This window comes from Niallia sp. FSL W8-0951, assembly GCF_038006525.1.
Classification (GTDB): domain Bacteria; phylum Bacillota; class Bacilli; order Bacillales; family Cytobacillaceae; genus Niallia; species Niallia circulans.
In genome coordinates, this window is the sequence record NZ_JBBOVK010000001.1 from 2,670,463 (window position 1) to 2,685,518 (window position 15,056).

The following is a 15,056-nucleotide window of genomic DNA, read 5'->3' on the forward strand; positions in this document are numbered from 1 at the left end:
TCCTTAAATGGTCACTGTATTTTTCAAGGGAATATGACCAGATTTATTCACTTTCGTGTTTAAATAATTCTCATTATAAGTTGAGACATCCCCCCATAAGGGAATATTTTCTTCTGCTGTAAGACCAAGTTTTTTAAGTGCATCAAGCTTCTTTGGATTGTTAGTTATTAATTTAACTGGTTTTTGTCGAAGGGCTTGAAGTACTTTAATCGGTGCTTCATAACTTCTTAAATCATCAGGAAAATCTAGTGCGAGATTTGCCTCCACAGTGTCTAGACCATTTTCTTGTAAAAGGTAAGCAAGGGATTTAGTAAATAGCCCAATACCTCTTCCTTCATGATTAGCTAAATAAAAGAGAGCTCCATTTCCATTCTCTACAATCATGCGCATCGATTCTTTTAATTGATATCCGCAATCACAACGTTTACTACCAAAAATGTCGCCAGTATGACATATACTATGCATACGTATTAATGCATTTTCTGCATTTTTGAAGTCACCGTATACTAAAACAGAGGATTGTTGATAATCCGCTAAATGTAAACTCGGTAAAGAACGAAGTACTTCCTCTTTCGTTTCATCCTTCTTTATCGGTAACCATGTATACCATTGAAATGTCACTACTTGATCGTCCAATTGAACTGGTAATTTTACTGGTCCAACTAAACTTAAATTCTGTTCTTCATTAAATGCGATTATTTCCATCTTATTTTGAAGAAGATCGATAACATTTTGATCCATTACAAAATCTCCTTTATCTTCTGTTATGTTCTTACTTTTATTTCTTATCGGTATAGAATTTTTGATTATTAAAGTTCTTTACACTTACTATATGTAAAATATAAAGAATGTAGACAAACTGATACTTACGATACGTAAGTAAGTTTATTATTATAAGAAACGCTCGTCAAGGAATCAGCTCGATTTAATTAACTTAAACCAATTGGATTACTCAACTTTCGCCCTTCATCTTTTTATGCGTATAATCATATAGCAAATCTTTTTTTCGCACAATTCGTAACTACTTCCCTCAATTAAGAAGAAGCAAAGCCCTATACATTGATTTTTTCCTTCAATTACTATATAATTTGACTGATTAGTCACATATATTAGAAAAAGATGACCAATAAGTCAAGGTGTACTTCCTATACGTTCAGGAGGAAATTACGTGAAAGAAAAAGAAAAAATAATTATAGATTCTGCCATAAAGTTTTTTGCTCAAAAGGGATTTTCTTCTACATCAGTGCAAGAAATTGCAAGTGATTGCGGTATATCAAAAGGAGCCTTTTATTTATACTTTAAATCAAAAGACTCTCTTCTTTATAAAATTATGCAATATTACTACGATGAATTGATTACTACTATGGAAGAAATAAGTCAAAGGCGAATCCCTGCAAGAGAAAAATACATCGATCAGCTTACCTTTATGTTTAATCATGCTTTAAAACATAAAGAGTTTATTGTCATGCAATCAAAAGAACAAGCTATTCCCTTAAATAATTCTATCAAAGATCTGTTAGTAAAAATGCAGTCCGAGCTTCAAAGTTATAATCTCCAAGGACTCCACTCTATTTATGGGGAAGAGAAAAAGCAATACCTTTTAGATTTGCTTATGATCCAAGATGGCCTTATTCATTCTTTTTTAAAACTTGTGATTTTAGAGCCTATTAATGTCTCAACAAGGGATATTTCCATCTACTTATTAAAAAGATTAGATTCAATTATAACAGATATGGACAAAAATAATGAGCATCCACTCTTTTCTACTTCTTTTCTAAAGTATATAATTAAAAAGCCTAAAATTAACTTTATGGAACATAGCCATCAAGATATACTAGATGCTATTGCCTCCATCCAACGTAAGATTGAGCATGGAGCAAACAAACAAGAGATAGAAATAACACTAGAAGTATTAATGGCAGAGATTCATGCTGATGAACCAAGAGTACCCATAATTAAAGGCATGCTCTCTAACTTGAACGACTATAAAAACTTTGAAGAAGAACAGAAAACAATTGCTTCTTTTTATCATATCCAACTTTAAAAATATCCTGATAAAAAACTTTCATTGATTATGAAAGTTTTTTTATTGGTCAATAATGCAAAGGATAACAACTATTATGAGGTGTTTACTTTGCCTAATTCTATGCTTTCTAGATTTTTAAGATTACCGTTAAGTATTCGTGTTTTATCGATTTCCTTAACTATTATAATCCTATTCGGCTGCTTTATCACTTTAGTGGAACCAGAAACATTTCCCACTTTATTTGAAGGCATTTGGTGGGCCATTATTACTACCTCTACCGTTGGATATGGCGATTATGCTCCTATTACCGTTCTTGGGAGAATAACCGGCATGCTGTTAATCTTAACAGGCGTCGGATTTCTCTCTACCTACTTAGTAACATTGGCAACAGCAGCTGTGGCTAAACAAAACGCGTATCTGGAAGGAAAAACCACTTATAGAGGACAAAACCACTTGATAATTGTCGGCTGGAATGAACGGTCCAAACTAATCATCCATTCTATCATTAAAGATCGCGAAAACATTCCAATTACTTTAATCGATGAGTCCTTAGCAACAAATCCAGTTCCAGAAACTATTCATTTTGTAAAAGGGAATTCTAATTTAGATAGTGTCCTATTGAAAGCGAATATCATGACTGCTAGTAAGGTCATTTTAACAGCAGATCAAAACAAAGAAGAATTACAAGCAGATATGCACACTATTTTAACTTTACTTGCTATTAAAGGACTAAATGCAAATGTACCTTGCATCGTTGAAATACTTACTGCTGAACAAATACAAAATGCTAAAAGAGCTGGTGCAGATGAAATAATTGAAACAAACAGCCTTACTAGCTTTGTTATGCACAACAGTTTAAATTCACAAGATACGATGATTGCATTTTTAGAGCTTTTAAATCAATTGAAGGATAAAAAGCTTCAATTTATTCCAGTGAAGAATATAGAGGAAGAATTAGTTGATTATCTGACTTTAAACAATTTTTTATTAGCTGAGGGTAAATTATTATTAGGGGTCAAACGTGGGGGAACTAGTTATCTAAATCCAAAGTCTTCATTTGAATTTGAGGAAAAGGATGAGTTAATTATTATTACTTAGAAATGTTGTTAGCTAAATGAGTACAGGAAGTTGTCATGAAAGCAGATGAGAAAAATTCTTTTTTAAATTATGGTTTTTCGAGGCTGTCGCTCGCTTAAAACTGTTTCGAACCGCCTCCTCGAAAAACCAATTTTTTTCTCTTTCAATAAAGAGCTAAGTCTTTATTACAACCTGTTATGCTTCTAAAAATGTTTTACATGCTTCTACACACTCTTTACAGATTTCTGCACAATATTGACAATGGCGATGATCGTGTTTCTTACATTCATTTGCACAATCCTCACAAACAGAAAGGCATATTTCTGCAAATTCTTTTGCATATGGAGATTTTCTGATAATTGCCTGCTCTAAATAACTACAAAATTGAATACTTTCCCTATTCATATGAATACAATCAAGCATTGGTGCTACCTGCTCTTCTGTTAAACATTCATTTAAGCAATGATTACAAACAATCATGCATTCCTGTAATGATTTAATCAATAACTGTTCTTTTTCAACAAGCATTCCTATTTCCTCCTTCTATTACCCCTTTCTATTTATTTAACCTCTCTTAAAACCTTTAAACATCTTGAATTAAAAATGAATAGAGAAGTAAGTATGTTTTCCTAAATAAAAAAGCTGTCGAATACTCAAATACGAGTATATCGGCAGCTCAATCCATTCTATCTTATAGACGACTTTCTAACTCTGCTTTTTTCTCTTCAAAGCCAGGTTTACCTAGTAAAGCAAACATATTTACTTTGTATGCTTCAACCCCTGGTTGATCAAATGGATTTACTCCTAATAAATATCCACTAATCGCACAAGCTTTTTCGAAGAAATACACAAGATATCCAAATGTATATTCATTCATTTCTGGTATTGTTACAATTAAATTTGGCACACCGCCATCTGTATGTGCAAGTAACGTACCTTCAAATGCTTTATTATTAACAAAGTCAACAGTTTGTCCAGCTAAATAATTTAGCCCGTCTAAGTCATTTTCTTCTGCTTCGATAACTAATTCATGACGAGGCTTATCTACTTTAACAATTGTTTCAAAAATATCGCGACGGCCTTCCTGCACATATTGTCCTAAAGAGTGAAGGTCTGTTGAGAAGTTTGCTGAAGAAGGATAAATACCTTTTTGGTCTTTCCCTTCACTTTCACCAAACAATTGCTTCCACCACTCAGAGAAGTATTGCAATCCTGGCTCGTAGTTGATTAACATTTCAATTGTTTTTCCTTTGTTATAAAGAACGTTACGAACTGCAGCATATTGATAGGCAATGTTATTTTTTAATTCAGATGTACCGAAATCTGTTCTAGCCGCTGCTGCCCCTTCCATCATTGCTGTAATATCCGCACCGCTGACAGCGATTGGTAATAAACCAACTGGTGTTAAAACAGAATAGCGTCCACCAACATCATCTGGGATAATAAATGATTCATAGCCCTCTTCTGTAGCAAGAGTTTTTAAAGCTCCTTTTGCTTTATCAGTAGTAGCATAGATTCTCTTTCTCGCTTCTTCTACTCCATATTTTTGTTCCAACAATTTACGGAAAATACGGAACGCAATTGCCGGCTCAGTAGTTGTTCCAGACTTAGAAATAACGTTAATAGAGAAATCTTTATCTCCAAGGAAGTCAATTACATCACTCATATAAGTGGAGCTAATATCTTTTCCAATAAAGATAATTTGTGGTGTTTGTCTCTTTTCTTTTGATAAAGAATTATAGAAGCTATGATTTAACATTTCAATTGCAGCACGTGCTCCTAGGTAAGAACCACCAATACCGATTACAAGTAAAACCTCTGAGTCGCTTTTAATTTTTTCTGCTGCTTTTTGAATGCGAGCAAATTCTTCTTTATCATAATCTACAGGAAGATCGATCCATCCTAAAAAATCACTTCCTTGTCCAGTTTTTTCATGCAAGGAATGATGGGCAACTTTAACTGCATCTTCTAAATATGTAATTTCGTGCTCTCCAAAGAAACTTAATGCCTTTGAGTAATCAAAACGAACGTGTGTCATAAATGATCCTCCAATATAATTAATTTATACTCCTCTTCCACTTTATCGGAAGTAGAAAAAGTAATCAAGAAAGAACTTGATATGAAAACGGATACAAACTGTTTTTTTTAATTTTTTCACCAATTATTCCATTTCTTCTCTATTACAGAAAGACGAACAAACAATTCATGCTAACTGTTTGCTCGTCTTTCTTCATTTTTTATAAAGAGGCTTTATAAATTGCTAAAACATCCTCTGCATCTAACACTTTAAATTGGCCAAATCCACCATTCGTCATTGCTTTTTCAACCATTAACTCCAGTTTACTATCATCAATGTCGTAATCAGCTAAACGAGAAGGTGCACCAAGGTCATTCCAGAATGCTCGTAATTTCTCAATTCCTTCTAGACCAGCTTCTTCCGCTGTTTTCCCTTCTGGGTCTACCCCAAATACGCGAACAGCTAATTGCTTAAAGCGTTCTGGTTTTACTGCTAAATTATGCTTCATCCAATTAGGGAAAAGAATGGCAAGTCCTCCACCATGAGGAATATCATACACTGCAGAAACAGCATGTTCAATGTTGTGGGTAGCCCAATCACCACGATATCCCATATTAAGCATACCATTAAGAGCCATCGTTCCACAATATAATATTGCAGCACGATATTCATAATTTTCTAGGTCGTTTACAAGTTTTGGCCCAAACTCTATAACCGTTTTCAATACAGATTCACACATATAATCCTGTAATTCTGTGTGTTCTTCTAAATGGAAATAATGTTCAAACACATGTGACATCATATCTACAATTCCGTATATTGTTTGATCTTTCGGAACTGTATATGTATTTTCCGGATCTAAAATAGAAAATACCGGGAATGTAAATGGACTTCCCCAGCCAACTTTCTCTTGTGTTTCCCAATTAGTAATAACAGAGCCAGAGTTCATTTCAGAACCAGTGGCTGCAAGTGTTAAAACTGTGCCAAATGGTAACGCTGCTTTAGGCATAGCTTTTTTTGTGATGAACTCCCAAGGGTTCCCATCAAATTTTGCTCCTGCTGCAATGGCCTTAGTACAGTCAATAACGCTTCCTCCACCAACTGCTAAAATAAAATCAATGCCTTCTGTTTTACATATATCAACTCCACGTTGTACAGTAGTTAATCGAGGATTAGGCTCTACACCAGATAATTCAAATACCTCTTTGCCATTTTCCTTTAAGATGGTCATTACATTATCATATAGACCGTTTCTTTTAATACTTCCTCCTCCGTATACTAAGAGGATTTTTTTACCATAGGAAGCTAATTGATCTTTTAGTTGTGCCAATTGCCCTTTACCAAAAATAAGTTTTGTCGGGTTATAAAAAACAAAGTTTTCCAAATGAATGCCTCCCATTCTGTTTTTACATTAGTACAAAGAAATACTAATTGTACGCTTATTATTAATCAAACTTATGAGAAAATCAAAAGATTGAGCTTAGTACTGACAAATAGTATGTGTTTTCTCTATCATTCATTATTCGTTAAATTTTCCCCAAATGCATACTTTCGTGAATTCTACTAAGAATAAGAAAGATTCCACTATATTTTTTAAGGAGGACATAAAATGAGCGCAATCCAAAGAGTTGCATTAATATTAACGATTATAGGAGCAATAAATTGGGGATTAATTGGCTTTTTTCAATTTGATTTAGTGGCAACATTATTCGGCGGCCAAGGATCTGTCGTTTCTCGTATTATTTACGGTTTAGTCGGAATTGCAGGATTAATTAACCTTGGTTTATTATTTAAGCCATCTTCTGCAGCTGAAAGAGAGTCTATCCCAAAAACAGCTAGATAAATAAAAATGGATAAACAAAAATAAAGCCGAACAATTCAACTTGCTGAATTGTTTGGCTTTTTTGTAAGGAATGGTTCGTTTTTATTTAGTTTAGATCCTGGATATCCTCATTTAATACTTGCTTTATACGCTCTATCGCCCAATCTAGCTCTTCCTTCGTAATCGTTAATGGTGGAGCAAAGCGAATGACGGAATCATGGGTTTCTTTGCATAACAGTCCTACTTCTTTTAACTTTTCACAATAAGTTCTAGCCTCAAACTTTAATTCAACCCCTATAAACAATCCTCTTCCGCGTATTTCTTTTATTATTGGATTTGTTATTTCCGATAACTTTTGAAGAAAGTACTCGCCTAATTGCGCCGAACGATCGGTCAAATTCTCTTCTAAGATTACATCTATAGCTGCAATTGATACAGCACACGCCATTGGATTTCCTCCAAAGGTTGATCCATGAGAGCCTGGATTAAAAACACCTAATATGTCTTTATCTGCAACTACACATGAAATAGGAAAGACTCCTCCTCCAAGCGCTTTTCCTAAAATATACATATCTGGTACAATATCGTACCACTCACTCGCAAATAATTTACCTGTTCTTGATAGACCTGTTTGAATTTCATCGGCAATAAACAAAACATTATTAGCCTTACATAATCGATAGGCTTCTTCCATAAAGCCTAGAGGCGGAATGATAATACCAGCCTCCCCCTGAATTGGTTCTACAATAAAAGCGGCTGTATTTGCGGTAATCGCTTCTTGTAATTGTTCAATATCTCCATAGGCAATTGTTTTAATCCCTGGTAATAATGGTCCAAATCCGCGTTTATATTCTTCATCCGAGGAAAGAGAAACGGCTCCCAGTGTTCTTCCATGAAAATTCCCCTCGCACACAATGAGTTCTGCTTTGTCCTTTTCTATTCCTTTGCAGTCATATCCCCATCTTCTTGCTGCTTTGATAGCAGTTTCTACGGCTTCAGCACCTGTATTCATCGGTAAGATCATCTCTTTTTTTGTTAGGGAGCTAATCTTTTCATACCAAGGACCTAATTGATCATGATGAAAGGCTCGAGAAGTTAAGGTTACACGGTCCGCTTGTCTCTTCAATGCTTGGATTATTTTAGGATGACGATGCCCTTGGTTTAATGCGGAATAAGCACTCAGCATATCCATATATTTATTTCCTTCAGGGTCGGTAATCCAGACTCCTTCTGCTCCTGAAATAACAATCGGCAATGGATTATAATTTTTTGCTCCATATTTCTCTGACTGTTCCATTAGTGAGATAGATTTATTAACTTCTTGTACCATTTAATCATCCTCCCATTTAATGTATAAATGTAAGTAAATATCTATATTATTAACTTTAGCTGATTTTTCTACAGATGGATAGATATTTATTTTCTAAAAATTCATTCTAGATTACCTCTCCCTTGAAAAGCGCAAAAAAGGCTGCCCAATGTGTAATTCACATTGGACAGCCCTTTATAAAATGTTATTTTTTAATTAAATCATCGCGGTTAGATTGATCAATCCACTCTTGTAATTTATCTTTTAACGTATTAAATCCTTGTACGTTTTCTGTTTCAGCTACAGCAGCTGTTTGACGTTTAGGACGAGGTTTTTTTGCTTTAGCAGCTTCTGGTTGCGCTGGTGCTTCTTCTGTTGCACGGATAGAAAGACCAATTTTTCCAGCATTTTCGTCAATGGAAAGAACTTTAACGTTCACTTCATCGCCAACTTTTAAAAATTCATTAATATCTTTTACATAACCATGGGTTACTTCAGAAATATGAACTAAACCTTGTGTATTTTCATCTAAAGAAACAAACGCACCATATGGTTGAATGCCTGTTACCTTTCCTGTAATAACACTTCCAACTTCAATTTTATCTGACATGAGAACACTCCTAATTGTTTATATTAATTTTCCTTTTATATGCATTATAAGATTATATCACAATATCGCCATATTTACAAAAGGATTTATTTTTACTGTTATAATTCCCGTTAATCTTTTGCTTAAACTATGACCTTTACGGAACCAGCTTAAATAAAAAAAGGCATTTGAAAGGATGGGACTTCCCATCTATTCAACACCTCTTTTTGCCTTTATTTAGAATATTTTTCGACAAATCGCTTCATTCGTTTCATAGCTTCTTGCAATTGTTGCAACGATGTAGCATAGGAACAACGAACGTGTCCTTCGCCACTTTCACCAAATACACTTCCTGGCACAACTGCTACTTTTTCTTCCATCAGCAGTCTTTCTGCGAATGACTCTGCATTCATTTTTGTCGCTGTTATATTAGGAAACGCATAAAAAGCTCCGCCAGGCATATGACAAGTTAACCCCATATCATTTAAGGATTGAACGATAAAATTCCTTCTGCGCCGGTAGCTTTTCTTCATTTCTTCTACATCGTTTTCACCACTTCGCAATGCTTCTAATCCAGCATATTGAGCCATCGTTGGGGCACACATTAAACTATATTGATGAATCTTTAGCATCGCTTGAATTAATTCCTCTGGTCCACAAACAAAACCTAGTCTCCAGCCTGTCATGGCAAATCCCTTTGAAAAACCAGAAAGGAGAATAGTACGTTTCCATGCTCCCTCTATTGCTGCTGTACTTGTATATTCTTCATCATAGCAAAGCTCTGCGTATATTTCATCGGAAAGAATAAGCAAGTCATACTTTTCTGCTACTGCCACAATTGCTGCAAGCTCCTCTTGAGAGAGTGTGGATCCGGTAGGATTATTAGGCGAACAAAGCATAATTGCTTTTGTTCGGTCCGTAATGACTTCTTCTAGTTGAAAAGGCTTGATTTTAAAATTATTCTCCTTTAAGCTTTGAACCGCAATTGGAACCCCTCCTGCAAGCGTTACTAACGGTGCATAGGAAACAAAGCATGGTTCAACAACAATAACCTCTTCTCCTTGGTTCAAAATAGCCCGTAAAGCGATATCGATTGCCTGACTAGCTCCAACAGTTACAATGATTTCTGAAGATGGCTTATAGGATACCGTAAATCTTTTTTGCATATAATGACTGATTTCCTCTCGAAGCTCGAGTAGTCCAGGATTTGCCGTATATGAGGTATACCCTTGTTCGAGTGATAAAATTGCTGCCTCTCTTGTTGACCAGGAGGTGACAAAATCTGGCTCTCCTACACCGAGGGAAATAACTCCTTCCATACCGGATGCTAAATCAAAAAATCTGCGTATTCCAGATGGTTTCATTTCCTCAACCTTTTGTGCAATATAACTTTTTGTTTGTCTCATTACGGTGACACCACAATTCTTTTGTCATCATCCGATTGTTCAAATATTGTTCCATCATGCTTATATTGTTTTAAAATAAAATGAGTTGTTGTTGAGATAACTGAATCCAATGTAGATAGTTTTTCTGAAACAAATCTCGCTACTTCATTCATCGATTTGCCTTCAATAATAACTGATAAATCATATGCTCCTGACATTAAATATAGTGACTTAACCTCTTTAAAACGATAAATTCTTTGAGCAACCTCGTCAAAGCCTACCCCTCTTTTAGGTGTAACTTTTACATCAATCATTGCAGTAACACCTTCATGACCTTCCACTTTTGACCAATCTACTATTGATGTATAACGCACTACGACATTTACTTCTTCTAATTTCGCAATCAACTCTTTTGTCTTTTCTAAATCTTCCCCAATCATCTTAGCTATATCTTCATCAGAAATCCTCGCATCTTTTTCTAGAATTTCTGCAATTTCAATTTCTTTATCTGTTAGTTTCATGTCCATCCTCCTGCTTGCCTTTTAAATATTCTCATTATATCAAATTATCACTAAATTTAATGCGCTAATTTCATTTTTTAAAACCAAAATTATATGCAAATTATTTGCTGGAATTTCTATCTATAAAAAAACTTTAGAAGTTGAAAAGAGAAGCAATTGATAACTTTTTATTCATCAAAAAGAGTTTATTTGACTCTCTAAAAAGAGCAGGAACTGTTTCGTTTTAGAGATAAAAGTTTATGAGAGATTGCTGTGCAATCCTCTAAAGGGAGCTTCTCTTCAAAAGAAAATTCAAAGATAGCTTGGATAGAAGCTGCTAGATCATCTTCCAAATCAACATCATGTATTGCTTGAAGAATATCCGCAATTTCAGTATCATAATTGCCCTCTCCTATTGAAAAAGGGTCCCATTCATTTAATAAACGCACACATTCTAAATTAATTTCCTGACTATTCATCCGTTGTCACCTTTCGTTCCATTTGTTCAGAAACCATTCTATCATATATCCTTCTGAAGAAGATAACAGAAATGAAGAGCCCCCTCCAATCTAGCTATTTTAAAGGTAAATTTTTATTGACAATTCAGTATTTTAGCTTTATTATTCATTTAGTGAAAATTCCATAATTACTTATCAAGAGAGATTGAGGGAACAGGCCCGATGACATCCAGCAACCTCCTTTCCTAAAGGAAGGTGCTAACTCCTGCAGAATGACCTATTCTGAAAGATAAGATCGGTATATTTAATACGATACTTCTTTCAAAATGAAAGAAGTTTTTTTTATTTCCCAGACTTACCGAAAGGAATTTTCACCAATCTTAACCGATAAAGGTTTTAAAATAATGTTACAAAACATGGCGTTTTTGGCAAAGGGGGATAGTATTTTCTAATGATACAAATAAATGATTTGGTCAAAATATATAAAACAAAAAAAGAACAAGTCATTGGTGTTGACCATGTTTCTTTATCTATTAAAAGAGGCGAAATATTTGGAATTGTCGGCTATAGTGGAGCAGGGAAAAGCTCTCTGCTTCGCTGTCTCAATTTATTGGAAAAGCCAACCAGTGGAGAAATTATCATTGACAATATTTCTTTAACAAAGTTAAATCAAAAGCAATTAAGAGCTGCTCGCTTAAAAATAGGCATGATTTTTCAACATTTTTACCTTGTTAGTAGTAAAACGGTATATAAAAATATTGCTTTTGCTCTTAAAGCAGCTAATTTACCTTCTAAGAAAATACATAAACGGGTATTAGAGTTGCTTGATATGGTGGGGCTGGCAGATAAGAAAGATGTCTTTCCTGCCCAATTAAGTGGAGGACAAAAGCAAAGAGTCGGAATCGCAAGAGCCCTTGCAAATAATCCAACCGTACTTCTTTGTGATGAAGCAACTTCTGCACTTGATCCAACTACAACAAAATCCATTCTTGCGTTATTAAAAAAAATTAATAAGGAACTTGGTTTAACCATCGTTCTAATCACCCATGAAATGGAGGTTGTGAAAGATATTTGTGATCGAATGGCTGTCATGGAAGCAGGGAAGGTAGTGGAAGAAGGTCCAGTTTACGATATGTTTGCAAACCCAAAACAGGAGCTTACTAAAAACTTTGTAAATAGCATTCTTCAATTTGAATTACCTAACCACCTATTAGAAGAAAGAAAAGGGAAAATTATTAAGGTTACCTTTCAAGGTGCCATCGCGGAAGAGGGAATTATCTCGGACGCCTTTCAGCACTATCAGGTGAAGGGAAATATTCTTCATGGAAAAATTGAATATATTCAAAATAATCCCCTTGGTATTTTTATCATGGAATTAACAGGGGAAGAAAATGAAATTGTAAAAGCGATACAGTATATTAAAGATCGCACCAAAAATGTGGAGGTGATATATCATGCCTCTTAGTCTGGATTGGAATTATTTGATCGAGTTACTTCCCGACTTAAATTCAGCATTTTTTGAAACCTTATATATGGTTGGCATTTCTATTGTTGTGGCTATTATTGTGGGTTTACCGATTGGAATCCTCTTATTTGTAACAGATAAAGGATTGTTTCTCGAAAACACACTATTAAAAAACACGGTGGGCTTTGTTGTAAACATGGTGCGGTCAATCCCTTTCATTATCTTACTAATCGCCCTTTTACCATTAGCAAAATGGATTACCAACACAACGATTGGTCCTACTGCTGCTTCTGTTTCTCTATCTGTTGCTGCGATTCCGTTTTTTGCGAGAATAGTAGAACAAGCTTTTCGTGAAATTGATAAAGGAGTAATTGAAGCTTCCGTTGCTATCGGCGCTTCCCCATGGATGATTATCTGGCAAGTCTTAATACCAGAAGCAAGACCTGGAATTATTCAAGGAATCACTATTACCATTATTAATTTAATTGCCTATTCTGCTATGGCTGGAATAGTCGGCGGCGGCGGTGTAGGTGATCTTGCCATTCAATACGGCTATTATCGCTATGATAATACTGTCATGATTACGACTGTCGTTGTTCTCATTTGCTTAGTTCAAATCATTCAATTCTTTGGGGATAAAATATCCAAGACATTGGATAAGCGTTAATAATCACTTTAAGTTAATAGGAGGAAAAGACAATGAAAAAAATACTTATAGGAATTCTATTATTATTATCATTTACAGTACTTAGTGCTTGCGGACAAGACAAAAACAATGCAGATTCAGGGGAGAAAAAGGAAATTAATATTGGTGCTACTTCTGGTCCCTATGCAGACATGGTTAAAAAGGCAATTAAACCTATTTTAGAAGAGAAAGGCTATAAAGTAGAAGTTACAGAGTTTACAGATTATGTGCAGCCAAATAAAGCTCTAGCCGAGGGTAGTATTGATGCGAATCTATTCCAACATAAAATTTATATGGAATCTTTTGCTCAACAAAATAACATAGAGTTATCTGAACTAATTTCTGTTCCAACTGCACCAATGGGTATTTATTCCAAAAAGTTTAAAAGCTTGGAAGATATTACAGATGGGGCAACAATTGCTATCCCTAACGATCCTACCAATGCGGCTCGTGCCTTCTTAATTTTAGAGGAAGCTGGCTTAATTAAAATTGATCAAGCTGCGGATCCACTTACTGTGTCTGAAAAAGATGTGACAAAGAATATTAAAAACCTAAAATTTGAAACAATTGAAGCGGCACAATTACCTCGTGCAGTTGACAGTGTAGATTTATCCGCTGTACCAGGCAACTTCGCCCTAGCAGCAAAAATGAACTTATTAGATGCACTAAAACTAGAAAATATGCTCGATCAATATCGTAATCGTGTTGTTGTTAATACAAAAGACATAGATGCTCCATTCGCTAAAGATATCAAAGCCGCTGTTGAATCAGCAGAATTCGAAAAAGTAATTGATGAGGATTTTAAAGGCTTCGGTAAACCAGAGTGGATGAATCAATAAATTGATGTTACGCAGTTATAAAGAAGCGAGGTTTGTTGGGAATTTTTTCCCCGACAAACCTCGCTCTTTTTTTATGCAAAACGAATAACTGATGGAAGAAAAAGCCCGTTGCCAATTTTCTGATTATTAAAATAAAGTCACATATTCACCATATTTCTTTCACAAATTAGTCACACCTCCCCCCTCTACAACTACAAACTGTATGTTAATATAATGTTGTATTGTGAATCCATTCACATAACAATATAAAGAACATTTATAGGGGGAACTAATCATGAAAATTACACCAAAAGTTTTACTAGCTTCCATCTTAGCAGGAGCACTTTTAACTGCTTGTGGAAATACAGACACAGAACCAAAGAAAGAAGAGAAAAAAGCAGAACAATCAGCTGATGTAGTAACAACAGCTTCAATCGTAAATGAAGCAGATCCACTAGTGAAAGCATTAAGTGCTGATGGAACTTGGATTGTTGCAACACTTCAAGATTTAAAAGTAGACAGTGATATCTTAGTAGCTGGTGAATTCCACGATAAAAATGATGCTGCTAATCCAATCTATCGTAAACTTGCTCTTTATACACAAGATGAAGACCATAACATTATTGATTCCTTCACTTTAACAGCTCCTAAAATGACTGTACAAAGTGAAAATTTCAAAATCCAAGGCGGTACTTTTGTCGGTGATGTTTACGTAGAAGCTAATGGATTTACTATTGACGCTACTGCAAAAGTAGATGGTAATGTTTATTACAAAAGTGATGCATTTAAATCTTCTGCTGTAATTGATGGCGAAGTAACTGGTACACAAGAAGTAAAATAATAGCTTATAATACCTAGCTGGAAATTCAGCTAGGTATTTTTTGTATTTCCTGTATTCTACACTC

The 15,056-nt window shown here is 34.8% G+C and carries 16 protein-coding genes and 1 riboswitch; of the genes, 7 read left to right on the forward strand and 9 right to left on the reverse strand.

The features are described from left to right. Positions 1 to 3: 3 nt before the first annotated feature. A complete protein-coding gene (locus tag NSS71_RS13345; protein ID WP_047942195.1) occupies positions 4 to 741 on the reverse strand; it encodes a GTP cyclohydrolase II in 738 nt (245 codons plus the stop codon). A 427-nt stretch (positions 742 to 1,168) separates the two neighbouring features. Here NSS71_RS13345 and NSS71_RS13350 point away from each other — a divergent pair, with 427 nt between their 5' ends. Both NSS71_RS13350 and NSS71_RS13355 read left to right on the forward strand, forming a co-directional pair. Then, positions 1,169 to 2,044, forward strand: coding sequence for a TetR/AcrR family transcriptional regulator (locus NSS71_RS13350; RefSeq protein ID WP_047942196.1), 876 nt, complete (start codon positions 1,169 to 1,171; stop codon positions 2,042 to 2,044). 90 nt (positions 2,045 to 2,134) lie between these two features. Then, entirely contained in the window at positions 2,135 to 3,124 is a 990-nt protein-coding gene (locus NSS71_RS13355) for a potassium channel family protein (RefSeq protein WP_341118290.1), read from the forward strand. A gap of 174 nt (positions 3,125 to 3,298) precedes the next feature. Here NSS71_RS13355 and NSS71_RS13360 read toward each other — a convergent pair whose 3' ends face one another. The 3 genes from NSS71_RS13360 to NSS71_RS13370 form a co-directional block, all read right to left on the reverse strand. Next, entirely contained in the window at positions 3,299 to 3,631 is a 333-nt protein-coding gene (locus NSS71_RS13360) for a four-helix bundle copper-binding protein (protein ID WP_047942197.1), read from the reverse strand. 163 nt (positions 3,632 to 3,794) lie between these two features. Beyond that, positions 3,795 to 5,141, reverse strand: coding sequence for a glucose-6-phosphate isomerase (locus NSS71_RS13365; protein ID WP_061799020.1), 1,347 nt, complete (start codon positions 5,139 to 5,141; stop codon positions 3,795 to 3,797). Between the two features lie 199 nt (positions 5,142 to 5,340). Beyond that, entirely contained in the window at positions 5,341 to 6,504 is a 1,164-nt protein-coding gene (locus NSS71_RS13370) for an iron-containing alcohol dehydrogenase (protein ID WP_061799022.1), read from the reverse strand. A 225-nt stretch (positions 6,505 to 6,729) separates the two neighbouring features. On the opposite strand from NSS71_RS13370, the gene NSS71_RS13375 reads away from it, so the two are divergent. Further along, positions 6,730 to 6,963, forward strand: a complete 234-nt coding sequence (locus NSS71_RS13375; protein ID WP_047942200.1) for a DUF378 domain-containing protein — start codon at positions 6,730 to 6,732, stop codon at positions 6,961 to 6,963. Positions 6,964 to 7,048: 85 nt separating this feature from the next. Here NSS71_RS13375 and NSS71_RS13380 read toward each other — a convergent pair whose 3' ends face one another. The 5 genes from NSS71_RS13380 to NSS71_RS13400 all read right to left on the reverse strand — a co-directional run bounded on the left by NSS71_RS13380 (position 7,049) and on the right by NSS71_RS13400 (position 11,204). Further along, positions 7,049 to 8,272: an ornithine--oxo-acid transaminase gene (locus NSS71_RS13380; protein WP_341151754.1), complete on the reverse strand. Its 1,224-nt coding sequence runs from the start codon at positions 8,270 to 8,272 to the stop codon at positions 7,049 to 7,051. A 184-nt stretch (positions 8,273 to 8,456) separates the two neighbouring features. Next, entirely contained in the window at positions 8,457 to 8,861 is a 405-nt protein-coding gene (yugI, locus tag NSS71_RS13385; RefSeq protein ID WP_061799032.1) for a S1 domain-containing post-transcriptional regulator GSP13, read from the reverse strand. A 212-nt stretch (positions 8,862 to 9,073) separates the two neighbouring features. Further along, a complete protein-coding gene (locus NSS71_RS13390) occupies positions 9,074 to 10,246 on the reverse strand; it encodes an aminotransferase (protein ID WP_061799035.1) in 1,173 nt (390 codons plus the stop codon). Continuing rightward, positions 10,246 to 10,746, reverse strand: coding sequence for an Lrp/AsnC family transcriptional regulator (locus NSS71_RS13395; protein ID WP_047942204.1), 501 nt, complete (start codon positions 10,744 to 10,746; stop codon positions 10,246 to 10,248). Before NSS71_RS13395 ends, NSS71_RS13390 begins: the two co-directional genes overlap by 1 nt. A 197-nt stretch (positions 10,747 to 10,943) precedes the next feature. Beyond that, the gene (locus NSS71_RS13400) at positions 10,944 to 11,204 is read right to left on the reverse strand and encodes a DUF1871 family protein (RefSeq protein ID WP_047942205.1); all 261 of its coding nucleotides are present in this window, start codon (positions 11,202 to 11,204) and stop codon (positions 10,944 to 10,946) included. A 168-nt stretch (positions 11,205 to 11,372) separates the two neighbouring features. Continuing rightward, positions 11,373 to 11,479, forward strand: a riboswitch (SAM riboswitch). A 155-nt stretch (positions 11,480 to 11,634) separates the two neighbouring features. Between NSS71_RS13400 and NSS71_RS13405 the strand changes: the two genes are divergently transcribed. From NSS71_RS13405 to NSS71_RS13420, 4 genes are all read left to right on the forward strand, one after another. After that, on the forward strand, positions 11,635 to 12,648 hold the full coding sequence (locus tag NSS71_RS13405) for a methionine ABC transporter ATP-binding protein (protein ID WP_341151755.1): 1,014 nt from the start codon (positions 11,635 to 11,637) through the stop codon (positions 12,646 to 12,648). Further along, complete coding sequence (locus NSS71_RS13410) at positions 12,638 to 13,315, forward strand: methionine ABC transporter permease (RefSeq protein WP_061799039.1); 678 nt, start codon at positions 12,638 to 12,640, stop codon at positions 13,313 to 13,315. The genes NSS71_RS13405 and NSS71_RS13410 overlap by 11 nt, the downstream gene beginning before the upstream one ends. Before the next feature lie 32 nt (positions 13,316 to 13,347). Next, the gene (locus NSS71_RS13415; RefSeq protein WP_047942208.1) at positions 13,348 to 14,172 is read left to right on the forward strand and encodes a MetQ/NlpA family ABC transporter substrate-binding protein; all 825 of its coding nucleotides are present in this window, start codon (positions 13,348 to 13,350) and stop codon (positions 14,170 to 14,172) included. A 274-nt stretch (positions 14,173 to 14,446) separates the two neighbouring features. Then, positions 14,447 to 14,992, forward strand: a complete 546-nt coding sequence (locus NSS71_RS13420) for a polymer-forming cytoskeletal protein (protein ID WP_061799041.1) — start codon at positions 14,447 to 14,449, stop codon at positions 14,990 to 14,992. Positions 14,993 to 15,056: the final 64 nt, after the last annotated feature.

Bases quoted from the DNA above. Each gene is read 5' to 3' on its own strand.
- NSS71_RS13345 (WP_047942195.1), bottom strand. From the start codon at position 741: ATGGATCAAAATGTTATCGATCTTCTTCAAAATAAGATGGAAATAATC.
- NSS71_RS13360 (WP_047942197.1), bottom strand. From the start codon at position 3,631: ATGCTTGTTGAAAAAGAACAGTTATTGATTAAATCATTACAGGAATGC.
- NSS71_RS13365 (WP_061799020.1), bottom strand. From the start codon at position 5,141: ATGACACACGTTCGTTTTGATTACTCAAAGGCATTAAGTTTCTTTGGA.
- NSS71_RS13375 (WP_047942200.1), top strand. From the start codon at position 6,730: ATGAGCGCAATCCAAAGAGTTGCATTAATATTAACGATTATAGGAGCA.
- NSS71_RS13380 (WP_341151754.1), bottom strand. From the start codon at position 8,272: ATGGTACAAGAAGTTAATAAATCTATCTCACTAATGGAACAGTCAGAG.
- yugI (WP_061799032.1), bottom strand. From the start codon at position 8,861: ATGTCAGATAAAATTGAAGTTGGAAGTGTTATTACAGGAAAGGTAACA.
- NSS71_RS13390 (WP_061799035.1), bottom strand. From the start codon at position 10,246: ATGAGACAAACAAAAAGTTATATTGCACAAAAGGTTGAGGAAATGAAA.
- NSS71_RS13395 (WP_047942204.1), bottom strand. From the start codon at position 10,746: ATGAAACTAACAGATAAAGAAATTGAAATTGCAGAAATTCTAGAAAAA.
- NSS71_RS13400 (WP_047942205.1), bottom strand. From the start codon at position 11,204: ATGAATAGTCAGGAAATTAATTTAGAATGTGTGCGTTTATTAAATGAA.
- NSS71_RS13405 (WP_341151755.1), top strand. From the start codon at position 11,635: ATGATACAAATAAATGATTTGGTCAAAATATATAAAACAAAAAAAGAA.
- NSS71_RS13410 (WP_061799039.1), top strand. From the start codon at position 12,638: ATGCCTCTTAGTCTGGATTGGAATTATTTGATCGAGTTACTTCCCGAC.
- NSS71_RS13415 (WP_047942208.1), top strand. From the start codon at position 13,348: ATGAAAAAAATACTTATAGGAATTCTATTATTATTATCATTTACAGTA.
- NSS71_RS13420 (WP_061799041.1), top strand. From the start codon at position 14,447: ATGAAAATTACACCAAAAGTTTTACTAGCTTCCATCTTAGCAGGAGCA.